This window comes from Microvirga sp. P5_D2, assembly GCF_054049475.1.
The window spans coordinates 1-22378 of the sequence record NZ_JBFUMH010000083.1; the positions used below are offsets into that span (position 1 = coordinate 1).

Here is a 22378-nt window from a genome sequence, read left to right on the forward strand (position 1 = left end):
CTGTGAGAGCATGATTCCCGGTCCAAGCTAAGAATACGTGGAGAAGCACTTACTAATAAAGCTCAGCAAATTCGGGAACCTGTTGGGTGCTCTCGGATTATCAACACATGCGGACCCGTCATATTCCCGCATTCCCCTTGTGCGACGGGTCTAAGACTTACGAGATGCACATTCCTCGATCCCGGCGCTTGCAAAAGCAGCCGGGTTCTTTTTGACCTCATTTTGCAGAATCGACCCGGCTCAGAGTCGCTCTCGGCCAGACCGAGATGAACTCACAGAGGCGATCCGCGACAGGTGAGCAAGAGCTTCTGCACCAAGCTGCCGGGTCAGACCCCCAGCCGGTACTTCTCGACTGAGAACCGCAGCCTGCCCTGACCACAGGGGCGAGAAGTCTCCCGATCCTGCTGCCTCTGCTTTGGCTCGCAGGGGAGCCACTGCTCCCGCCGCAAGTGGAAATTCCGGCGCAAGGTCCGACATCGGGCCAACCTCACGGACGATGCGGTTGACGATCCCACGCGCAGGCCGACCGGTGAACACGTTCGTGAGAACTGTGTCATTGTCCTTGGCGCTCTCAAGAGCTTCGCGATGCCGCGCACTGATCTTCGCCTCCGGGCAGAATAGGTAGGCGGTTCCGATCTGAACCGCTGCCGCTCCGAGTGCGAAGGCGGCGACGATGCCCCGAGCATCGGCAATGCCGCCTGCGGCGATCACCGGCACCTTCACGGCATCGACAATTTGCGGCACCAGCGCCATCGTGCCTGCCTGGGTGGCGATGTCCTGGGTCAGGAAGATACCACGATGCCCACCAGCTTCGTAGCCCTGAGCAATGATGGCGTCGCAACCTTGATCCTCCAGCCACAGTGCCTCATCCACCGTCGTTGCAGAGGAGACGATCTTCGCGCCGGTCCCCCTGACCCGCTCCAGCAGATCACGCTCAGGCAGGCCGAAGTGAAAGCTGACGACCTCGGGCGCGAACTCCTCCACAAGCTCGCACATGGTGCTGTCGAAGGGGGCACGGGCGGCACCGGGAACGGGCGCTTGGGGATCAAGTCCGAGTTCGAGGTAGTATCCCTCCAGACGCCGCTTCCAGGCAGCCTCGCGAGCCGCATCGGCCTGTGACGGCTGATGACAGAAGAAGTTGAGGTTGATGGACCGGGAGGTCCGCTGGCGGATGATCCCGATCTCGGCCCGCATCTGGTCCGGGCTGAGCATCGCGCAGGGCAGCGAGCCCAGTCCACCAGCCTCAGACACCGCGATCACCATCTCGGACCCAACCGATCCGGCCATTGGGGCTTGGATGATTGGCAACTCAATTCCGAAGAGGTCTTGAATGCGACGGTCTGGCCACATGATCTGCTCCTTACAGCGGCTCGCCTATAATCACGTAAACAACAAGGCGAATGCCGGTCGCGTTACGAGTTCAATGAGAAGATTGTGGGCCGCTAAGTCTACACCGCCAAGTGTCCGTGCCCGCTACTGCGGTGCTCCAGCGATGCCCCGAAAGATCGGCAATAGCCATGCAAGCGGGATCGCAACAGCCCATCGGAACAGGTTTAGGTCTGTGCCGATCTGTCGGCCAAGCATCGGCAGAAGGAAGATGATCCCGAGGAGGATGAGGAAGCCGAAACGCTCCAGCTTTGCGTATGGCCGCGCCAGAGCCTTGGGCAGAAGGCTCATGACCACGCGACTGCCGTCTAGAGGCGGGATGGGAAACATGTTGAAGATCGCCAAGATCAGGTTCAGCAGGATCGACTGGGAGAGGGTCTGAACCCACCAGGGGGCCATGGCTTCTGGCAGCAGCCATGCAACACGGATCAGAGCGGCTGACACGGCGGCGAGCACCACATTCGTCAGCGGTCCGGCCATGGCGACAATCGCCATGTCGCGACGCGGCTTGCCTAAGCGCTGGAATGCCACCGGCACAGGTTTGGCCCACCCGAAGAGAAAAGGAGCCTTGGTCAGGAAGAGCAAGGCAGGGAGCAGGATCGTCCCAAACGGGTCCACATGCTTCAGCGGATTGAAGGTGACGCGGCCAAGACGATGCGCCGTATCGTCCCCCAACCTCCAGGCCGCGAACGCATGTGCTGCTTCATGGAACGTGATGGCGATGAGGATCGGCACAATCCAAGTCGATGCGGTATAGATGGTATCTGGAAGGTTCAAGCAGCGTTCCTCATCGTGTCAGTGATAACCGATCAATTTCTTTCCACCCATGGAGCGTTCGGCTGTCGAATTTTCATGGTATTGGAATTTGCCTCTGAGATGCTGCAATACACTTCTCGACGGATTGCGTTCATTCAGGCAACTTATTGGTAATGTAAACGATTGTTGGTTGAATTATTAGGGAGTGTTCAGGGAATGATCTTGCAAACCTGTGCCGGAGGGCTTAGCTGCGGCGCAGATCACAGGTATTGATTGTGCTGCACGGGCCGTTCCTGCTGATCCTGCCGGAACATCATCTTGTTCTATTCACGCCCCAAACCAGTTCCCGTGTGGCCGAGGACAAAAAACAATGAATGAGAGCGCAACCTCTCCCAACTACATCGAACTCGCTGCTGACATTGTTTCCGCTTACGTCAGCAACAACTCCGTTCCCGCCGCAGACCTGCCGTCGTTGCTCCAATCCGTCTATGCAGCCCTCACGAAGACGGCACAGGTTCAGAACGAGGAGCCCAAGGCTGAGTTGGTGCCTGCGGTTTCGGTCAAGAAATCCGTCAGTCCGGATGCAATCATTTGTCTGGAGGATGGGAAGAAGTTCAAATCGTTGAAGCGCCATCTGCGCACCACCTACGACATGACACCGGAGCAGTATCGGGCCAAGTGGAACCTGCCTGCTGACTACCCTATGGTTGCGCCAAACTACGCCAAGGCTCGCTCCGAGCTTGCCAAGACAATGGGGCTCGGCCAGCAGCGTAAGAAGAGCAAGGCTCCAGTGGAAGCTGCTGCCAATGATGCTGCTCCCGCTAGGGGGCGTCGCACGAAAAAGGCAGCCTAGCTCATCCCAGCAATATGTGGGTTAGCCATCGCTGCTCAGACGAATTCCTGCAAACCCGGTGCTACCCAGCACCGGGTTTTCTCTGGCACTTGTACAATCTTTTATCCGTAATCAAAAGCCACGGGACGGTATGTTGAACATGCCCAGATCGCTTCGCGCAGGGCCGACAACTACTTTGCTGGAACAGCCTCTTTTGCTGGTGTGGGCGCCGCTTTCTGAGCCGCTGCGTCAGCCTCATGCCTCAGTTTATCAACGGCCTCACTGCGCTTGGCCTCAAGCTCCCTCTGGCGATCCGCCTCGGCCTTTGCTCTGTCCTCCGACATATATGATCCTCGATAGTGACACATGGTGTCCTCCATCTCTTGATTGGCTGCCCGAGTGACGGGCAAAGCCCATCTCGAACGGCCTATCCAGAGCTAAGGCCACATTGAGCCCAGAGTTTCAGCATGGCTGAAAAGAAAAGGCCGACCATTATCGGGCCTTAGCCCGCACAGCCGGTTGAGAGACACGAAAGAGAGCCCCCCACAGTAATTTGTTGGGATCGGCAGAAAACGCGATAGCGGGGCCGTTACGGTTCTGGTGCGGGACCATGCCCCTAGTGCTTGGAACTGGCTTTTGCTTCAACCACTTCGCTGACGGCCCACTGGCTGGGCTGCATTTTCGTGCTGCCTTTATCTTTCTTGGGCTTTTTGGTCTCGCGGTTACCATGCTGTTCGCGGTGTGCCATGGCATAGTCCTCCAACGGTTTACTCGACGTGATGCGGTCAGCCGACCGCTCCAAGAGCATATTACAGAGATCGTTGCCACGCTGGCCTATTGGCTCTGATCCTGTTCCCGCGAGCGGGCCGCGCGAGCTTCCTCGATCAAAGCCATCTGCTGTTCGTGGGTCATGCGGTGGACATGCCGCAAATGCTCTCGGCGGCGCTTAGCTCCGCTCGTTGCGGAATGCGTCCTGGGGGTAGGGTCCGACATTTCCGAGGAGGTCTGTGACATAGCTTGCCCTCTTATGAGCACGAGCAGGGTTCACCCCCATACACTTGTAAGAATCCATCAATAATCCATGGCCGACCAGGATGGACTGTGCCCGTTGCTATTCAGTTTGCGGATCAGCCGGATGAGCAATCGTTAGCTGGACCTCGTATCATCATAGGGAACATAGCTCGTTCGGGTTTTGGCATAGCCGGGTACCCGATGATTCCGGTCACGGCGCTCGCCGTGGATCATCCAAGCCAGCACGTACCCGACCGCGCTCGCTGCGAGAAGAAAAGGCCATGGGTTCTCTGTCACCCGTTGGCGTAGCGCCTGACGACCTTCCTGGTAGTAGCGCTCAGCCTCGGGATAGCGTTTACCCGCTTGGCGGACATAGCGCTTGCCTTGGCTGTATGCGTCTCGGGCTGTTCCCGACGCTTGATCGGCAACATCGTGCAGGGCGTCCCGGACCTGATCCAGAAGGTGCTCGGCAGTATCCTGCTCCGGTTGGCTCTGTTGGTTATCCCCTGATGAGGCACGGGCTTCCGGATCAGTACGATCAGGCCCCGGACCTTTGGTGATGGTCACAGAAACTGGATCACTCGTGGGGAAGGTCTCCCCGATGGCATGGTCGAGCCGTGCATCGAGGTTCTCCTGTGAGTTCTCGGGCAGCTTGCTGTCCGGGGGACACTCTGGAGACTTGCCCTCCTCCCTGTCAGGAGTGGGTTGGCTGCTGATACCGGATGCGTTCACCATAGGAGCCCTCCAGGGCACTCAGGACAGGTTTGTAAGCAACCTGCAATCCAGAAATAACACCAAGGCTTTGAGGCCCGTTCCGCTCCAGAGGGCTGTGTACCTATTCGGGATGAGGTGTTCTCATTCGGCCCAGTGTGGTTTCATCGTCATTGACTGAAAGGGAGAACCCCGTGGSCGGTAAATCGCGCATGCGACCGTCGTTCAAGAAGCACACCCGTCGCTACAGGGAGATAGTTGCTCCGGCCAAGACTCTCAAAGGGCAAAAGACGCTCACCAAGAAGCGCCGCTACGCCAACCGCCACGGTTAGCCTCAAGCTCTCGGCGATCTGAACATCTCTGGTCCTCAACCAAAGGGTAGTGGCTGGATCAGGCTCCTGATCTAAAAGAGCATGGCCGTCGGCTCCTGCACCGCAGCCTGCATCACTTGATCGGGGCCGATCTCGTGGCGGCTCTTCATCTGCAACAACCCTGTAAGCTGCTGACGGGCGCGGTTGACCCGGCTCTTGATGGTGCCCACTGCAACACCCTGGAGTATCGCCACCTGCTCGTAGGTCATGCCCTCTGCACCCACCAGCAGAAGAGCCTCGCGGTGGCTGCGGGGCAGATGAGCCAGAGCCAAACGAAGCTCGGTCAACGCAAGGGTCGTTTCCTGCTCAGGGACGACCATGAGGCGAGCCGCATGAACGCCGATTGGGTCCTCGACCTCATGTCTGCGCTTACGGTACTCGGTATAGAAGGCATGGCGCAGGATCGTGAACAGCCATGCGCCAAGATTGCTGCCGCGCTCAAAGCGGTCGATGTTGGCCCAAGCACGAAGGAAGGTGTCCTGCACCAGATCATCAACCCTGGCGGGGTCGCTGGTCAGGGAGAAGGCGAACGCCCGCAGGTTCGGCAGCAGAGCCAGCATCTGGTTTCGCAGGACCGTCTCAACAGAGCAGGGGGTGAATGAACGCGCGGCTGGGCGGGCGCGGCGGGTTCTGCGGATAAGAGCAACCTGTCGCTCGTGGGACAGCGGATGCAGATGCCGCAAGCGCCTCAGCCGGTGCCACGCAGGCCGGTTGTAGGCCGTGCCTTGCAGAGGTGGGTGTCGGTGAGCGCTTCGTGCCATGGCTTGGCTCCACCTTGGCTACAGCTTCACCATACACCTACGATTGCCTGTCAGCCAGCCCATTCGCTCATGGAACTGGATTCTGCGGACCGCTTGACCCACTGCTGACGCAGGAGCACCATCCGGTCTACAAGCCTCGGTCCATGGAGGCTGTTATGGCTGAACAATATGATGATGTCGCCCTGATCCGTCGCTGGTTCCAGAAGCTCCAACTCTGCATCCAGACGGTGGATTTCGCTGGGTCGCGCCCGCTCTTTGCCGAAGACATCATCACCTTTGGCACCTTCACGGCCTTCACTATTGGACGGGAGGCCACCGAACAAGAGCAGTGGCGTCACGTCTGGGGCCAGATCGACCAGTTCCGCTGGCACCTTGACGATCTGCGCATCATCGTGTCGGGCGACCGGCTTACGGCAGTCGGCATGGCGGTGTTCGAGTCCACCGGCTACAGCGAGGACGGCAAAGCGTTTGATCGGCCCGGACGAGCGACGGTAGTGCTCGGGCGACAGGCTGTTGGCGAGGAGTGGGTGGCCCAGCATACGCACGTATCCCTATTCCCAGGTACACCTGCACGCTCCTTCGGCACCAAACAGGACCACCCGCCTGCTTTATAGGAACAACACGTCAGCCGACCGAAGGGGCTTGGCGCTTTGGAGCACGGGCCGATTTGAAATGTCTGTCACGGGGAGGTCACCCATGACCGAGCGAACCTACAATGTCCTGTTCCTCTGCACCGGCAACTCTGCTCGCTCGATCCTGGCAGAAGGCATCTTGCGCAAGGATGGCGAGGGGCACTTCATGGCCTACTCGGCAGGCAGCAAGCCGAAGGGCACGGTCAACCCACTGACCCTGAAGGTACTCGGAGACCATGGCTACCCGACAGAGATGGATACCGCTCGAAAAGCTGGGACGAGTTCGCGGCTCCAGGTGCCCCTGTCATGGACTTTGTGCTCACCGTCTGCGACAGCGCATCTGGTGAAGCCTGCCCGGTCTGGCTGGGACATCCCTCAATCGCACATTGGAGCATCGAGGACCCTGCCGCTGTCGAAGGGTCAGATGCCGACCGGGAGCAAGCCTTTGTTCACGCCTTCCAGTTTCTGAAGAACCGGATCGGCACGTTCCTCCACCTGCCGTTGGCAACTCTTGATCGGTTCGGAATTGGCACCCGGCTTCAGGCCATTGGCCTTTGGAAGGAGCAGGCATGACTCCATCAAGTGGAACTGACCTGCATCAACGTTAAGGTATGGTGAGGCTGAGAAGCGCAAGGCGACTTCTTCAAACTGGTGTGGCTGAGCCCGATTTTTGAATTCTGGAGTTCAGGCCAAGAGAGGCTCGGGCGTGAACGGCGACCGCTCAACCAGCAGCACCTTGGCCACCGCACCAACGGATTGCAACTCATCAAGAACATGCTTCATCGGCTCAGAAGTTGCGGCTTGCCGAGCCTCCTCCATGGTGCGGAACTCCAGCATGGTGAACGTGTCGGGGCTTTCCTGATGAGCGACACGATAGGCTATAAAGGATACGGCTCCAGGCATGTGTAGAAGCTGAGTGATCCAGTCCTGAACGTGCCGGTTGTAGTGGTTCCAGTTCGGTATGTCGGTCGGGCGATCATACTGGAGCATGACATAAGCCATGGGCTACCTCCGGAGACTTTGCACTACGACAGCGCGGGCAACTGATTATTCATTGTTCGGGCGCACTCCACCAGATCGGCGATATCATCGCAATCTTGACGATATCCGGGCTTTCCCACTACCCAGACCTGATCACGAGCACGTAGAACACCACAACAGCAGCTATCAGGAGCAGTGCGACCAAGGTTTGGGAGAGCACTACATGAATCCCAAGATCACTGCCCCGCAGAACAGGAATGCCAGAGTAACAACAACGAGCGCTTCATTCTCAAAAGAAACGTAAGACTTGATTCTTCTGAACATCAGGCCCTCCTTATCTTATGGAATTATACGCCGTCCCCAGTGGCAGGGATATGTCCGTTGTCAGCGTGAAGATGCCTGAGAGTGATCGCTGCTTTGATGCTGAAGAATCGGCAAGGGCCTCTTGATGACTCAGATGGTCCGAGCCCTCATCGTCATCAAAAAGCCTGCTCGCTGTGATGATCATGGCGAGTTGATCATGAGGCTCAGGAATCCTCTCCAGTTTCCTCGCAGAAGAGCCAACGGTCAAAACCCCAAAGAACTGATCCCTCTCGCTCCCTCATTCAATATCCGAGTTACCTCTGACCCGAATGCTGCTATGCTCCCTCCATTCGGAGATGAGGGAGGGTGTTCGATGCCGCGTACCTCTATTGCGCGACAGGCGTCTGCCTCGTCGATGCAATGCCCCTGGTATCCAGCCGACCTGCTGCCCCAGCTTCAGTCCGCCCTGGCGGCACTGGCGGATATCGAAGTTCGCTATCAAAGTGACCAGAAGCAGCTTCAGGGATGGGCAGGCCCCGAGGCCATCAAGATGCGGTTCGCTGCCCAACTTGCAGAGCGCTACCAGCGGGAGCGTAATCCCTATGTTCAGACGCTGAGTGAGCTACAGCATCTGATGGATCGGATGACATTCCGTCAGTAGTTTTGTGACCTTCCGACGTTTACTTGAGAGGGAAACCTGGAGGAGCACATGCGCCATGTTTTATCCGCCTCACCCGCAGGTACTGCCCTGCTTGTACTCTCATCCTCACTGGCCCTGGCTCAGACGACCCCAGCAACGCCCCTGGCGATGCGACAGCAGCGCCTGCGGGCGGGATTGCTGATTGGTGGTGGGTTGTTCTGCTGGTCATCGTGATCGCTGCTGCGATCTGGTATTTTACCCGCAGACGGACAAACCTATAGGGGAGGCAAGCCAATCGTGAGCAAGACGCCGCTTAGCCCGATCCAGAGGGTCGTAAACTCGGTCTGGAAAGTCGTGCAGATGCTGGAAGACCGTTCCGCATCGGGCACGAAGGTCAAACTCCACGGGCGGCGTGGCTATGGCGATAGCGATATTCCGGCACCGGACCAAACCTCTGACGGCGACTGATCCGAGACCCATGCGCGAGCACGGAGGGGCTGTGTATGCCTGAGATCACCTCGAACACCGTGCCCTGCTGTGTCACTGATATCGGCCTGGGCCGCATCCGGTGGGAGTGGCGTCAGGGGCATTGGATCATCACTGAAAAGCCTGCCGCTGCGCCTGCGCAGAAGCGGCGCAAAACCGACAGCCACGGGTGGCTGAGGCTACTCTCCTAATCAGTCAGGCCTGCAAGCCTCTGCGAAACTTGCCTGATCTGAGCGGGTTGGTTGTATGGCCCATTCTGCGCAGGAGGGTTTGTCATGGCCCAAGCAGCAGAAGCTGCCTGCGCTGCTGCTTCTGCCAGAAAAGTGAGTTATGCCGTCGATCCGGGTGGTTTCGACCGTTACGACCCGCAATGCTCCTGGGCGACAAGCATCGGGGAGCCGTTGCCAGGGCAGGCCATAATCCTGCTGTGAGAGTGTGCTTCAAGAGATCGTCCGCCAATCTGTGATGGAGGCTGCGATGCGAGGACTCCTTTCTGCCTTGCTTATGCTCACCGCCCTCGGTCCAGTCTCAGCCCAGACGACGGGACAAATCCAAGGCTCTTCCTCTGATCACCCGATCTACCTGAAGTCTCAGGACATGAAGTGGGATAAGATCGTGCCGGAGCTTGGCATTGGCTCGCCCGAGATAACAATCCTGCATGTGGATCAGAAGACTGGCGCGACGAAGCTGATGATCCGGGTGCCGCAGAACTTCCATGTGCCCAAGCACTGGCACACGGCCAATGAGACCCACACCGTCGTCTCAGGCACCTTCATCATGGATCATAATGGCAGTCGGGAGGAACTTGGGCCTGGGGCATTTAACTATGTGCCGAGCAAGCTGATCCATGAGGCATGGACCAAACCTGATGAGGGAACCCTGCTCTTCATCACGGTTGACGGACCGTGGGATGTGAACTGGGTCGAAGGGCCTCCCAAGGGGCCAAGCAACTAGGAGAAGGCCAAAGACCTATTGCTGCGTCTATGCACCAGTGTCGGAGGTCTCTGCGGAATAAAGTGACAATGCTCGTCGTACCGAGGCGGCGTGCAATGTGGAGGGGCACGATGATCGACACGACAGTCACAAAGGTAAGCAGTGCTCACTCACCGACCGGCGAACAAGGCGAGGTCTACCTCGCGTCCGGCAAGCGTGTGTCGATGCGGCTCTGGCGCGACGAGGAGCCCTCGCAGGACAAACCCAAACACAGGCATGAGTATGAGGTGGTCGGGTTTGTGATTGCAGGCAGGGCTGAACTGGAGATCGAGGGGCAGACCGTGCGGCTGGAGCCCGGCGACTCGTGGGTGGTGCCCGCAGGGGCCGAGCATACCTACCGCATTCTGGAGACGTTCACCGCCGTCGAAGCAACGGCTCCTCCCGCTCAAGTGCATGCGCGGGAGCAGACTTAGCGGCACTGCTGATTTGGTGGGGCAGGGAGACTGCCTGAATTTGTCTAGGTGGGGAGGTCCAGTTCACTGGACCTTCGAGGCTTAACCCCTCCCACCCTGAATAACCGTGAGCCCTCGCAGCAAGGGCGGGAGGTCCGGGGGATGGCGGCTAACGTAATATAGGTCATCGTCAAGCTCGCATGTTCAGGATAGATTCAAGCTGGATGGGCGAAGGCTTATCGGATGACCAAACAGGCTAACGGAAGACCGCTTGTCCTCATCCTGGAGGATGAGGCCCTGATTGCGCTGAATCTCCAGGATGATTTGCAGGATGCAGGCTATGAAGTGGYAGGCCCCTTCACCACCTGTGACGCTGCCCTGGAATGGCTCCGGAGCGGGACGCCCGACACGGCCATTCTCGATGCGACGCTGAAGGATGGACCCTGCCACGAGGTTGCTCTGGAGCTTAGCYGCCGTGAAGTGCCCTTCCTAATCTATTCAGGACATCATGAGGACCGCCAGCTTCTGTCAGAGTTTCATCATGTGAGTTGGATTGAGAAGCCGGTCCCATCCGCCGTCCTGGTCGAAGCCTTCCAGCAGCTTCTAATCGGCTGCCACTAAATTGCAGGGGAAATCAGCCGCTTCGCTCGAACTAACATAGATTAAGCGCGTTCCCACGAGTGGTCTCAACGGTAACTGCTTCGTGTTGAACAACAAATTGCTTCCTGCCTGGACGGAGAGTGACCGGCTCGCAGCCCTGCGCAGCTACCGGGTTCTCGACACGCCGCCAGAGTCCGCGTTCAACGATTTGGTGCAGCTTGCTGCGCGTGCCTGCCAGACCCCTGTTGCCATGATCAGCCTCATCGACGAGCGCAGGCAGTGGTTCAAGGCCGAGGTGGGGCTTGGAGTGCGCGAAACCCCACTGGATCGCTCAATCTGCCTCAGTGCCATGCTTCTGCCGGGGCTGACCATCGTTACTGACCTCACGGACGACCCCCGTTTTGCCCGCAACCCTCTGGTAACAGAGGAGCCGAATCTGCGYTTCTACGCTGGGGCGGTGCTACGAACACCCGATGGGGTGCCCTTAGGAGCCTTGTGTGTCCTCGATCACAAGCCTCGTGATCTCACTGAGGAGCAGGCGTCTACCCTCACGCTTCTCTCGCGACAGGTCATGTCGTACCTGGAACTGCGCCGCGCGGTTGCCGAGCGGGATGAGCAGTTGGAAGCGGCTCGCCAGATCGAGCAACGTCAAGCTTTGCTGGTTCGCGAGCTTCACCACCGGGTGAAGAACACCTTGGCGACTGTTCAGGCGCTGGTTGGGGCTACAGGCCGGTCTACGGGCAGCTTCGACGACTTCTACCGCTCGTTCTCGAAGCGCATCACCTCCCTAGCAAAGACCCACAACCTGCTGACCGAAGATTACTGGCAGACGGCACCGCTGCGCGAGATCGCCCTCAACGAACTTAAGCCGTTTGCCGAGAGCAGGCAGCCTCGCTTCATGCTCATCGGGCCACCCGTCGAGTTATCGGCTGATCTGGCGGTGCCGGTCGGCATGGCCCTCCACGAACTGACCACCAACGCCGTCCGCTACGGGGCTCTGTCAGTTCCGGCTGGATACGTCCAGGTCCGGTGGAAGGTGAATGAGATCGCTGGGGCCAGGAAGCTGCATCTGCAATGGCGAGAGTTCGGCGGTCCTCCCGTGGAGGAGCCGCAGCATCAGGGCTTTGGCTCGACGCTGCTCCAGCGGGTTCTGCCCATGCAGTGCAATGCCGAGGTTGAGGTCCACTATGACAGGGCGGGCCTGCGCTTCTGCATAGATGCCCCCATGATCGAACAGCGGCTGGTACCAGCTTATTAGCTAATCGACCTGCACTGGGGGGCTCGTGAAAATTGAGATGACGGACACCAGCGCCGGTCGGCGAAATCTGTAGTTCCTCGAAGGGTAGTATATCTAAGTCGCAAAGCCCACCCCCATTACTAGGGATGAGATGCTTGCCTCGCTCTTAGGTCGTAAGGCGGAAGCTGATTGTGGCGAGACCATCAACGTGACGCATTGGGCTCTGGCACAAATCGTCAAACAGTTTTCGACGGAGGGATCGAGGCCGTTCTCGAACTTCTGGACGGCACCGAGGATGAGGAGGCTTACCAAGCTGCGCTGCGTGCCTTGGACGAGGACGATGACCAGGACAAAGAATGAATAACCCTGCCTTCAAACAGTTTGCAGGGCGTCTGCTGTAGACCTGGAGGAGGGTGTTGATCTGAGTGGGGTCCGGAACTGCTTTCTGTTTTAGGGACCTAAATTGAGCAATGGCCACGAGGAATTGCTACGCTTATTCTACTGGAGCGCATGAAAGGACTATTCATGGACCCGCTTCAGAGTTCCAACGATAGGCAAATTGGAGAGAGCCTGTTGGCCGTATGAAGGTGCTTACAAGGGTCTAGTGCATCTCACAGCAGATTCTGATAGAAGATGAAACTAAGATACCCCTAAGCCAACTTCCGCCTCCGCAGAGTAAGCAAAGCGTTCTCAAGATCGAGTTGGCCACCCTTGATTAGCCGAATGACAGACCGAAAGTAGCCACCCGCGTTGCGGATGCTGTTTTTACCGTTTGAGACATCATCATCATAAAGCTGTAGGACGTAGATTACTGCGACCGCAGCATGAATTGGGCCAATCCCCTCTACCGCTTCCACCCAGGCGCTAGGATGAGCCCCCAATGATGCTCTGAGGAAGTGTCCTGCGGCTACTATATCGACAGCATCTCTGACTGGATGACTCCAGTTGGCAATCACAGGACAGGCTTCAACGACCAATGCAGGGAGCAGAGGACGCGACGGCAACTCATTGTAGGAGACAGGTACAGTTTTAGGCTGTCTGCCGTTGTCACAAGTTACTCTTGGAGCTTCGTTCTCTGCTTCTATGTGTCGGTTTGTCGTGCCGTCACAGCCTGCTTGATAGAAGGCATTTTCAGCCAGTTTTCTGACTTCCATCCAAGCCTGAAGAAGGTCAGCAGGGATGGCCTTGCCAGAGCGCTTTGGTGTACGGGCTCGCAGGACGTTGAAACGACTTTCCAACTCACTGCGGTCCATAATTGGGTAGTGCTGAGCAAGTGCGCTTAACGCCTCTTCAGTGGCGCGACGACAGACTGTGACCTCATCGAAAGTGCGTTTCAGAAGTTCTTTATGTTGCTTTTGGGCAGCAAGGGCTGCCGTCCACTCACTGCGCCGTGCAAAGAGTGGGGTGAGATCGAAGCCAAAAGCATTGATGACATTTCCCGATACATCACGGACTGCATAGCGCTTACCATTTGGTGAGTCATTTGGGATCACCAGTTGCAGGTCAATCATTGCCTTGATGGCATTACGGATAGCTCGTTCTGATAGCCCGGTTGAGGACGTAAGGCGCTGGTTAGAAGGCCAAACAAGGAGCCTTCCCATCGTCTGTTCACCCCAGCAAGCAACGAGTTGCCCGAGAACAAGACGTTGGGTGGCACTTAGACGAAGCGCTTTCTCGGCCTCGCGAGCAGAGGCTGAAAGCTCCTTCCGTGTCACCGTGCGCTCAGTTTCGAGCACAAACTTTCTCGCGGCCAAAGCAGCATGTCTCAGCCGCCGACCTCCTGACGATGCAAGCTGCATCGTACCCTCCATGTTGAGGGCAAAGCGGGAGCGTTCACCGAAACCGATGTTGTTGACACACAGCTTGTTGGGATGGCATAAGGATTGTCGCCAAACGAATCCTGTCGCCGTCCCTCGGTGACTCCAAAGGCCCTCGGAGTTTCCAGCTTCGTGGGCCTTTTGCTTTACCTAGCCTTAGTTCACGTTGGTCTTCTCCTGATCGAAGAGTGTTGCGGGGTCATAAGTGATCACGGCTCGATAGGGCCAACTGGACCTTCTATCGAAGGTGTTGACCTCATCACTGATATCCCTGAGAGCCAACAAAACAAACTTCCGGAAGCCCACTTGCCATGGACCTCTCGGAAGCAATGATGGTGATGGTGTCTCAAGCTTACGGACGCTGTGAACCTCACTCTAACGCAACATCTGAGTGATGAACCGATTCGGTGTTACGTGTGGAGTCGATCTGTAAGAACCGATTAATCTTCTTTGTGATTTCCACCGAAAAGCTGAGTCTTAGCGAGTCAAGGTATTATGTCGCTTCAGTCAAGTGGCAGTCGAATTGACGCCCTTATGTTGATCAAGACTCAAACTGATTTCTAGTCACTCTGGGTGGCTTTGCGAATAAGCGCTGTATAGAAAGTGATTGAGCATCGTATTGCATCCCGTTTCCCCATGACTACGCTTAACAATCCCTTCGTAACTGTAGGGGGGGTTCAAAAGCTGCTTATTGCGCTTTGAGTCACCGGCTGTGATCCGGCACGCTCATGTAAATCGTCGATGCTCTGGCTAAAGAGCCAAAGATTGCCGCCTTGGTCCTGCAAACCAGCTTCGAGGCGAGCCATGGCAAAACGGGCAGCATAGGGTTTCGCCTCAAGCAAGTTTTCGACTGCGGCGAAGGTCGCTGTAGCTCTCACACGCCAAGCACCCAGCTTGAAAGCGACTGTAGCTCTGGGAAAAGCTGGGGGAGTGGGCTTGGGATGGTGCGGGGAAATACGGGCCGAAAGCCCTCCCCCAGGTTTACCTAAGTGCTTGAATAAGCTCGATCCTTTACGCCCTCTCCTGGGCACCAACAACACCCTAAGGTGTTGATCCGCAAGAAATACCGATAGATCATAGGCTTATCGCTTCCCGACTGGTACAGACGGGCGGTACATATGGCCTTTCGATGTCGCGTCCCTGGAAGCATCCCAAGACCGGAATCTACTGGTTTCGCAGGGGCGTCCCGGACGACCTGCCCCAAATGACCTGCCAAACTCCAAGGACGCGATTGCGCGGTCGCTGTTGTCATCACATGAATCTTAGGCGGGAATGTTCAAACGTAATACGAAGCACGGCAGCTCTCTTTTACCTTGGAAAAGAGCTGAGCCGGCGCTCCTCGGAAGTAGCTCTTTGGTTCAGAGCGCAGTTCCAGAAAGCGCTTTTGAAGAGCAGGGCTCTTAGCGTTTGACCCGTATTGGGTTTCCTGTGAACGTTTCGTGCGTCGACTGCGCTGCCCGCGTTGCTGTCGGAGGGGATGATGACCATCAGACACGCCTTGCTCGTCGCTTTGATCGCTTCATGCTCGGTTGGCGGCGCACTCATTGTGCCCACCCAAGCTGCGGCTTTCACCTGTCCGGATACTTCGGGTGCGACGACCGCCGGCAAGGCTCCCTCGCTCGACGGGCTCTATTCCGGCGCCACCGATGCCACCGCGAGCCATCGGCTTGGAGAGCTCATGGCCGATTTGCGCAAGAGCGGCCTGAAGCCTTCGCTCATCGTCGATCATCTGGTGGGTGCATACTGCCCGCTCGTCGCAGCTGACAATTCACTCTCGGACAAGCAGAAGACGGACCGGGTTCGCCGGTTCGCGCAGCAGGTAACAGGCTTGGCTTACATGCCCTCAGATGCGGGCGAGGTGGATGTTCTCGTGCAAACGACCCTGGCCCCGGAACTCGTCACTCAGGTGGACCAGGCGGCGGGCCGGGGTGGAGTTTCCCGCGACGAGTGGATCACGCAAGCGATCAAGCGGCAACTGGCGGCGCCATGATGTAGGGAAAAGGCAAAGGCTTGCATGGCTCATGGCTTTCGGCAGTCTCTGTGCGCGCTCGTGCTGGTTGGGTATGCCGTAGCCGGTTTACCGCTTCGTGCAGCCGAGCCGTCCGGAACCATCGCCGTCGTCTCCGATATTCATTTCAATCCCTTTGCCACGCCTGATCTCGCGCCCCGGCTTGCCAACTCCGATCCGAAGGAATGGGCAAGCATCTTTGCTTCCATGAGTGAGCAGAAAATCTCCGGCCACGGAGAGGATACGAACCAAGCCTTGCTTGCCTCCGCGCTCGGCGCGCTTTCCGCGAATGCTCGAGACGCCGATCTTCTCATCGTATCCGGCGATTTGCTCGCCCATCGCTTCGAGGAAATCGCAGCGCAGGTGCTCGGGACAACGCAGGATTCCGGCACGATACGAGAGCTTGCCGCCAAGACCGCGATCTATGTCGCCGATGCATTGCGTGCGGCGCTGCCCGGCCGGCCTGTTCTTGTGGCTTTAGGCAATAACGATTCCGAGTGCGGCGATTATAAATTGGAGCCGGGCGGTGCTTTCCTCGCCTCGTTGAGCAACACGGTTCGCGATCTTTCAGGGGCCGATCACCTTGCATCGGATTTCCAGGAAACCTTCACGGCAGGCGGCTATTTCGCGATGCGCCATCCGACGCTTAAGGACGTCACGATCCTCGTCGTCAACGACGTGCTGTGGTCGATCGATTATCAGGACAGCTGTGGCGCCGATGACAATGTGACGGACGACGCGATGATGGCCTGGCTCGAACGGCAGCTGGAAGATGCCCGGGCGGCGGGCCGGCGCATTTGGCTCGTTCATCACATTCCGGTCGGCATCGATCCCTATGAAACGCTCCATGCGCCGACCGGCACAAGTTGTCCGGCACAAGTCGCTCCCTTTCTCAAGGAGCCTTTCGCATCGGGCTTCGTGATGCTGCTTCAGAAATACGCGGCCACCGTTCAGGCGGGTTTCTCCGGCCACACCCATCAGGACAGCTATCGTCTGGTGACGGATGCCGGTGCTGCGGTAGCAATCGAGAAGGTCACACCTTCAATCAGCCCGATCTTTGGCAACAACCCCGGCTTCCATATATTCGAGTACGATACGCACACGGGCAATCTGATGGACTTTTCGACATGGTATCTGTCCAATCTCGATCAGGCTTCAGCCACGATTCCGGACGAGTGGCAACGCGAATATGTTTTCACGCAGGCCTATGGCGAACAGGCCTACTCGGCTGGTGCCGTCAAACGGCTCGCGGATGCTCTGCTGGGAACGGGAGCGGTGGATGAACGAACTCGCGATGCCTTCCGTCGCTTTTATCCGGTGAGCTCCGACGACATTCAGGCCAAAGCCCTGCCGGCTTATGCCTGTGCCATCGGCCATTTGACACCATCTTCGTACACCAGCTGTTACTGCAACAGATGACGGACGAGTACGTCCTGCTCTCAGGCCCGGCCTGGGGCTTATAGGCTCCCTTCGAGCGCCTCCTCGGCTTCGATCCGAGCTGGGGAAGGGCGGCTACTCCTGCGCCGGGCGATCCGTGGTTCTGTCTTGAATGCGAACCCGGCCGTGAGCCATTTCATCGGATGGCTCGACGCCCGCCATGCCTGCTGCTCCCTGCCATCCCTCCGAGCGCCAGGCGGCCTGCTGCTCATCGAGATCCAGCACACCCTCTTGGTCCAGAATGCTCACGACCTCGTCGATATGGTTGGTACCGCATTTCACGATCACCACGGAGCCTCCGCGGGTCACGCCCTCGGCATAGGCATAAGCATCGGCCCGCGACAGCCCGTCGTCTTCGAGGAGAGGAGCCAAGTTGTGCGGGGTCGACCAGATGTCGATGTGATCGCGCGATATGCCGGCCTGTTCCAGGCGGTTCGCGGCGGCAATGGCGTGCAGCTCGCTATGGAAAAGAGAGGTGACTGTCTTGGTCATTGAGTCGATCTCCTGCAAAGCTGGGCGGTGTCGAACTCGGTCGGAAAGCTCAGTCCGAATGCCGGCGGGTGGGTCACATCCACAAGGACATGGCCCTGCAGGCCATCGGCTCAATCCGTAATGCGGAACGTATCACGGAGGACTTGGCTCCACCATATCTGCCGATGATGCCTGGTTTGGGAGCAGCGCGAGGCTAGTTCCCGACATTATCCATCGCCAGGGAAGCCGCGGGGGCGAAGATCGCGATCGGTTCTTTGCGTCCGGCAAGAGGCTCGCGGCCGATCTCCCGCCACGCGGCGCGCTCCAGCGAGCCTTCGACGACGGGGCCGGAGGCCAGGATCACCTCGCCATAGCGCTTCGTGGCCTGTTCCAGCCGCGAGGCGACGTTCACCGCATCGCCCAGCACGGTGAACTCCATCCGCTCCTCGTCGCCGACAATGCCGCAGAAGACCTCGCCCACATGGATTCCGATGCCGATGCGCACCGTATGAGGCAGTTCCCGCGTCGCGTTCCAAGCCTCGACGATCTGGACGAGATCATGGGCAAAGGCGAGAGCGCGCCCTGGATCGTCGCTGCCCTCGTCCGGCACCCCGAACAGAATCAGCGCGCCATCGCCGATGAACTTGTCGACGAAGCCGTGATGCGCGCGCACGCAGCTCAGGATGCGTGTTCTGAAGGCGGTGAAGAATTGCGACAGGCGCTCCGGGTCCATGCCCTCGGCCATGCCGGTCGAGTTGCGGATATCGACAAAGACGATGACGGCCCGCTGACGCCGCCCCTTGCGCAGGTCGACATCGCCCGCAGCCACCCGAGGTGCGATCTCGGCCGGGAGAAAGCGTGCAAGGCTGGCGCGCCCGACCGAATCCTTGACCGCAGATGACAAGAGCCGTCGCGAGCGGACGATGCCGAAAGCCGTGGCTGCTCCGGCGAGGATCAGCAACTCGAACCGCATCACATTGATCGGCATCGAAAAGAGCCTGTGCCACTCCGGGAAATCCCCGGCATCGGTCATGACGAGGCGGTGGTTGAGGGTGACGGCGATCACGATCAGGCCGAGGCCTAGGAGGCCAATGGCGGACAGCTGCACCTTCACGTCGTAGCGCAAGGCGCCGACGGCAAGAACCAGCGGGATGGCCCAGGCGATGGGGGCGGATGGCAGGGCATTACCGGGCAGCCCACGCTCCTCGGTGGCGAGATATGCGATACCGAGCACAAGTCCGACATCCAGCACCATGAACAGGTAAGCGAAGCCATGGCGCCAGCGCTGAGGCTCGGCAAGCATGATGCTGACCGCGCCGACGAGCAGGAAACCGAGCGAGGCGATCCAGGCATTGCGCTCGAACAGGCCGAGCGATACCCCCGTCAGATACAGCAGCACACGGTCGGCGGCGATGACTGTCACGAAGACGCAAACACCGATCGCCACGCGCAGCCACCCGATCAGCCGCTCCGCCGCAACCTCGTGACGCCGCATCAGGGCGGCAACGAGGTCGCCTTCCAGGGGACGGTTGGGAATGTTGATGAAGGGCTCCGTTTCTTGGAGCAGATTATCCGCGCGCAGGTCTGGCCGCATGACGGCCTCCTGTATGCTTGGCTGGCCCAGGCAGGATTAGAGCATAGCCCTGTTCCTGCGGCTAGGGAGGCTCGAAAGCTTAGCCAAACGAGGTAGGTGACTGGCACCGAATTGCTCTCTATTCTTCAAAGGGTGGAATGGAGAGCCAGGGTGCGCCTGGCTGCGAGAAGAAGATGAGATCTGGCTCGGTCGGAGGCGGATCTCTTGTGTTGCCGAGCCGGCTCGTCGGTCGTCCAGAAGATCAGAACAATTCGGGCCAGGCTCGCCAAGGGTCATGCGTCAAATACCGGTCGTTTTATTTCGGTCCTGCCGATTGAGAGGCCCCACATGCGCTTTCTCCGGTCCGTGTTTATCCTGTGTGCCGTTCTAACGTCCGCGACCTCAAGCTTTGCGCAAGGCGGTCCTTCGCAGGCGCCCCCACCCGTGACCGTCGCCAAGCCCGTCGTGAAGGAAATCATCGAGCGGACCGATTTCATCGGGCGCTTCGAGGCGATCAATCAGGTCGATATTCGCGCCCGGGTCTCGGGCTATCTCGACAAGGTTCATTTTCAGGACGGAGCCTTCGTCAAGGCGGGCGACCTACTCTTCACTATCGACCCGCGCCCTTACAAGAATGCGCTCGAACAGGCCCAAGCCGCCGTCACATCCTCACAGGTAGCCCTGGAATTCGCGCAGAGCGATCTGAGCCGCGCCGAGCAGCTGCGCCGGACCGGCAACATCACCGACCAAATCTTCGATCAGCGGCGGCAATCATTTCTGACGGCTAAGGCCGAACTGGACCGGGCCCAGGCCGCGCTTCGGCAGGCCCAGCTCGATGTGGAATTCACCGAGATCAAGTCGCCCTTGTCGGGCAAGATTTCCCGCAAGCTCATCTCCGAAGGCAATCTGGTCAATGCCAACCAGACGATCCTCACGAATGTGCTCTCCCTCGATCCGATCCAGTTCTATTTCGACGTGGATGAGCGTTCCTTCCTCTCCTTTTCGCGCCAGTCTCAAGGAGGAACGAGAACCACGGTCGAAGGCGAGTCGAACGAAGTTGTTCTCACCTTGACGGAGGAGCGTCTTGGGCAGCGGAAAGGGCAGCTCGATTTCGTGGACAACAGGCTCGATGCCGCGAGTGGCACGATCCGCCTGCGCGCCATTTTCGACAATAAGGACCTGTTCCTGACGCCTGGCCTGTTCGGCCGCGTCACGGTGGGCGCATCCGATCCCTATAAGGGCATCCTGCTTCCTGAAGAAGCGATCGGCAGCGATCAGGACCGGCGCGTGGTCTACGTGGTCGGCGAGAACAATGTGGTCAGTCTCAAGCCCGTGCGCATCGGCCCCAGGATCGATGGTTACCGCGTAATCCGCGATGGCCTGACGGGCAATGAAACGGTGGTCGTGAACGGTCTCGTTCGCGTCCGGCCCGGCGCGCCGATCACGCCGCAGATGACGACGTTGCCTCCGACCCGGGAGCGAAACGGCAGTTGATCTCTCATGAGGAGGGCGCCCCATGCGCTTCGCCCATTTCTTCGTCGACCGTCCGATTTTCGCGACCGTTCTTTCGGCTCTCTTCCTCATCATCGGCGGCATCGCCTACACGACGCTGCCGGTGGCGCAATATCCCGACATCGCGCCACCCACCGTGGTGGTGAGCGCAAGCTATCCGGGAGCCGATGCGCAGACCGTGGCGGCCACCGTGGCGACGCCGTTGGAGCAGCAGGTCAACGGCGTCGAGGACATGCTCTACATGTCCTCCTATTCCACCGGCGACGGCTCGATGGCGCTGACCATCACGTTCAAGCTTGGAACGGATCTCGACAAGGCCCAGGTGCTCGTCCAGAACCGGGTTTCCATCGCAACGCCCCGCCTGCCGGAGGAGGTGAGGCGTCTCGGCGTGACGACGCTCAAGAGTTCGCCCGACCTGATGATGGTCGTGCATATGCTGTCGCCGGACGGTTCATACGATCAGCTCTATGTGTCGAACTATGCCCGCAACTACGCGCGCGATATTCTTCTGCGGCTCGATGGGGTGGGGGATGTCATCATCTTCGGCGAGCGGCAGTATTCGCTGCGCATCTGGCTCGATCCCGAAAAGCTCGCCTCCTACGGCCTCACATCGAGCGAAGTGGTGCGCGCGATCCAGGAGCAAAACGTCCAGGTTTCGGGCGGCGCGCTCGGGCAGGAGCCGACACCGACGGATGCGGCCTTCCAGCTCACGGTGACCACCCAAGGGCGGTTCGAAGATCCGCGCCAGTTCCGGCAGATCATCGTCCAAGCGACGCCGGAAGGCCGTCTCGTGCGCTTGCAGGATGTTGCGCGCATCGAGCTTGGTGCTCAGGATTACGTGACGAATTCTTATCTCAATGGAAAGCCGGCGGTTGCCCTCGGCATCTTCCAGCGTCCCGGCACCAATGCGCTTGCGGCATCGGAGCAGATCATCCAGACGATGGAGCAGCTGAAAGTCAATTTCCCGCTCGGGATCGCSTATCAGATCGTCTACAATCCCACCGAGTTCATCGCCGACAGCGTCAAGGAAGTCTATAAAACGCTGTTCGAGGCCACGGCTCTCGTCGTGTTCGTGGTGATCGTGTTTCTCCAGAGCTGGCGTTCGGCCATCATTCCCATCGTCGCGATCCCCGTCTCCCTGATCGGCACCTTCGCGTTCATGGCGGCCTTCGGATTCTCGATCAATACGCTCACCCTGTTCGGCATGGTGCTCGCCATCGGCATCGTCGTTGACGATGCCATTGTCGTGGTGGAGAATGTGGAGCGCAACATCGCGCTCGGCATGTCGCCGCGGGACGCCGCCCATGTGACCATGGATGAGGTTGGAGCCGCCCTGATCGCCATCGCGCTCGTTCTCGTCGCCGTGTTTGTGCCAACAGCCTTCATTCCCGGAATCTCGGGCCAATTCTATCGCCAGTTCGCCCTCACCATTGCGGTCTCGACGGTGATCTCGGCCTTCAACTCCCTC

The 22378-nt window shown here is 58.7% G+C and carries 24 protein-coding genes and 1 pseudogene; 16 read left to right on the top strand and 9 right to left on the bottom strand.

Features of this window, described 5'->3' with window-relative positions:
• Positions 1-240 precede the first annotated feature (240 nt).
• On the bottom strand, positions 241-1350 hold the full coding sequence (locus tag ACXJKO_RS19015; protein ID WP_457092647.1) for an NAD(P)H-dependent flavin oxidoreductase: 1110 nt from the start codon (positions 1348-1350) through the stop codon (positions 241-243).
• 123 nt (positions 1351-1473) lie between these two features.
• Positions 1474-2163, bottom strand: coding sequence for a site-2 protease family protein (locus ACXJKO_RS19020; protein WP_457092648.1), 690 nt, complete (start codon positions 2161-2163; stop codon positions 1474-1476).
• A gap of 349 nt (positions 2164-2512) precedes the next feature.
• Here ACXJKO_RS19020 and ACXJKO_RS19025 point away from each other — a divergent pair, with 349 nt between their 5' ends.
• Entirely contained in the window at positions 2513-2995 is a 483-nt protein-coding gene (locus ACXJKO_RS19025; protein ID WP_457092649.1) for a MucR family transcriptional regulator, read from the top strand.
• Positions 2996-3590: 595 nt separating this feature from the next.
• Here ACXJKO_RS19025 and ACXJKO_RS19030 read toward each other — a convergent pair.
• Together ACXJKO_RS19030 and ACXJKO_RS19035 are read right to left on the bottom strand one after the other, a co-directional pair.
• Positions 3591-3722: a hypothetical protein gene (locus ACXJKO_RS19030; protein ID WP_404291108.1), complete on the bottom strand. Its 132-nt coding sequence runs from the start codon at positions 3720-3722 to the stop codon at positions 3591-3593.
• Positions 3723-4120: 398 nt separating this feature from the next.
• Positions 4121-4720, bottom strand: a complete 600-nt coding sequence (locus tag ACXJKO_RS19035; protein WP_457092650.1) for a DUF883 family protein — start codon at positions 4718-4720, stop codon at positions 4121-4123.
• A gap of 170 nt (positions 4721-4890) precedes the next feature.
• Here ACXJKO_RS19035 and ACXJKO_RS19040 point away from each other — a divergent pair, with 170 nt between their 5' ends.
• Positions 4891-5028: a hypothetical protein gene (locus ACXJKO_RS19040; RefSeq protein WP_457092651.1), complete on the top strand. Its 138-nt coding sequence runs from the start codon at positions 4891-4893 to the stop codon at positions 5026-5028.
• Between the two features lie 71 nt (positions 5029-5099).
• On the opposite strand, the gene ACXJKO_RS19045 is transcribed toward ACXJKO_RS19040, so the two are convergent.
• Positions 5100-5828, bottom strand: coding sequence for a sigma-70 family RNA polymerase sigma factor (locus ACXJKO_RS19045; protein ID WP_457092652.1), 729 nt, complete (start codon positions 5826-5828; stop codon positions 5100-5102).
• Positions 5829-5983: 155 nt separating this feature from the next.
• Between ACXJKO_RS19045 and ACXJKO_RS19050 the strand changes: the two genes are divergently transcribed.
• Positions 5984-6442: a YybH family protein gene (locus ACXJKO_RS19050; protein WP_457092653.1), complete on the top strand. Its 459-nt coding sequence runs from the start codon at positions 5984-5986 to the stop codon at positions 6440-6442.
• Between the two features lie 82 nt (positions 6443-6524).
• Positions 6525-7033: pseudogene (locus tag ACXJKO_RS19055) on the top strand (arsenate reductase ArsC).
• A gap of 111 nt (positions 7034-7144) precedes the next feature.
• On the opposite strand, the gene ACXJKO_RS19060 reads toward ACXJKO_RS19055, so the two are convergent.
• A complete protein-coding gene (locus ACXJKO_RS19060; protein WP_457092654.1) occupies positions 7145-7462 on the bottom strand; it encodes a hypothetical protein in 318 nt (105 codons plus the stop codon).
• A 655-nt stretch (positions 7463-8117) separates the two neighbouring features.
• Between ACXJKO_RS19060 and ACXJKO_RS19065 the strand changes: the two genes are divergently transcribed.
• The 8 genes from ACXJKO_RS19065 (at position 8118) to ACXJKO_RS19100 (ending at position 12113) form a co-directional block, all read left to right on the top strand.
• Positions 8118-8405, top strand: a complete 288-nt coding sequence (locus ACXJKO_RS19065; protein ID WP_457092655.1) for a hypothetical protein — start codon at positions 8118-8120, stop codon at positions 8403-8405.
• A 276-nt stretch (positions 8406-8681) separates the two neighbouring features.
• Entirely contained in the window at positions 8682-8852 is a 171-nt protein-coding gene (locus tag ACXJKO_RS19070; RefSeq protein ID WP_457092656.1) for a hypothetical protein, read from the top strand.
• Between the two features lie 35 nt (positions 8853-8887).
• Positions 8888-9061, top strand: coding sequence for a hypothetical protein (locus ACXJKO_RS19075; RefSeq protein ID WP_457092657.1), 174 nt, complete (start codon positions 8888-8890; stop codon positions 9059-9061).
• 84 nt (positions 9062-9145) lie between these two features.
• Positions 9146-9301: a hypothetical protein gene (locus ACXJKO_RS19080; protein ID WP_457092658.1), complete on the top strand. Its 156-nt coding sequence runs from the start codon at positions 9146-9148 to the stop codon at positions 9299-9301.
• Positions 9302-9347: 46 nt separating this feature from the next.
• The gene (locus tag ACXJKO_RS19085) at positions 9348-9824 is read left to right on the top strand and encodes a cupin domain-containing protein (RefSeq protein WP_457092659.1); all 477 of its coding nucleotides are present in this window, start codon (positions 9348-9350) and stop codon (positions 9822-9824) included.
• 110 nt (positions 9825-9934) lie between these two features.
• Positions 9935-10276, top strand: a complete 342-nt coding sequence (locus ACXJKO_RS19090; protein ID WP_457092660.1) for a cupin domain-containing protein — start codon at positions 9935-9937, stop codon at positions 10274-10276.
• 222 nt (positions 10277-10498) lie between these two features.
• Positions 10499-10876, top strand: coding sequence for a response regulator (locus tag ACXJKO_RS19095; protein WP_457092661.1), 378 nt, complete (start codon positions 10499-10501; stop codon positions 10874-10876).
• 82 nt (positions 10877-10958) lie between these two features.
• Entirely contained in the window at positions 10959-12113 is a 1155-nt protein-coding gene (locus ACXJKO_RS19100) for a sensor histidine kinase (protein WP_457092662.1), read from the top strand.
• Between the two features lie 629 nt (positions 12114-12742).
• Here the strand turns inward: ACXJKO_RS19100 and repC are convergent.
• Positions 12743-13891, bottom strand: a complete 1149-nt coding sequence (gene repC / locus ACXJKO_RS19105; RefSeq protein ID WP_457092663.1) for a plasmid replication protein RepC — start codon at positions 13889-13891, stop codon at positions 12743-12745.
• Positions 13892-15389: 1498 nt separating this feature from the next.
• Here repC and ACXJKO_RS19110 point away from each other — a divergent pair.
• Positions 15390-15899, top strand: a complete 510-nt coding sequence (locus ACXJKO_RS19110) for a ribbon-helix-helix domain-containing protein (RefSeq protein ID WP_457092664.1) — start codon at positions 15390-15392, stop codon at positions 15897-15899.
• Positions 15900-15923: 24 nt separating this feature from the next.
• Positions 15924-17336, top strand: coding sequence for a metallophosphoesterase (locus tag ACXJKO_RS19115; RefSeq protein WP_457092665.1), 1413 nt, complete (start codon positions 15924-15926; stop codon positions 17334-17336).
• Between the two features lie 93 nt (positions 17337-17429).
• Here ACXJKO_RS19115 and ACXJKO_RS19120 read toward each other — a convergent pair whose 3' ends face one another.
• A complete protein-coding gene (locus ACXJKO_RS19120) occupies positions 17430-17846 on the bottom strand; it encodes a hypothetical protein (RefSeq protein ID WP_457092666.1) in 417 nt (138 codons plus the stop codon).
• A gap of 193 nt (positions 17847-18039) precedes the next feature.
• Positions 18040-19419 (bottom strand): adenylate/guanylate cyclase domain-containing protein, encoded by a 1380-nt coding sequence (locus tag ACXJKO_RS19125; protein WP_457092667.1) that lies wholly within the window; start codon positions 19417-19419, stop codon positions 18040-18042.
• Between the two features lie 327 nt (positions 19420-19746).
• Here ACXJKO_RS19125 and ACXJKO_RS19130 point away from each other — a divergent pair, with 327 nt between their 5' ends.
• Together ACXJKO_RS19130 and ACXJKO_RS19135 are read left to right on the top strand one after the other, a co-directional pair.
• Positions 19747-20892 carry an efflux RND transporter periplasmic adaptor subunit gene (locus ACXJKO_RS19130; RefSeq protein WP_457092668.1) on the top strand — a complete coding sequence of 382 codons (1146 nt, stop codon included), beginning with the start codon at positions 19747-19749 and terminating at the stop codon, positions 20890-20892.
• Between the two features lie 22 nt (positions 20893-20914).
• Positions 20915-22378, top strand: a 1464-nt coding sequence (locus tag ACXJKO_RS19135) for an efflux RND transporter permease subunit (protein ID WP_457092669.1), incomplete at its 3' end; no start/stop codon positions are given.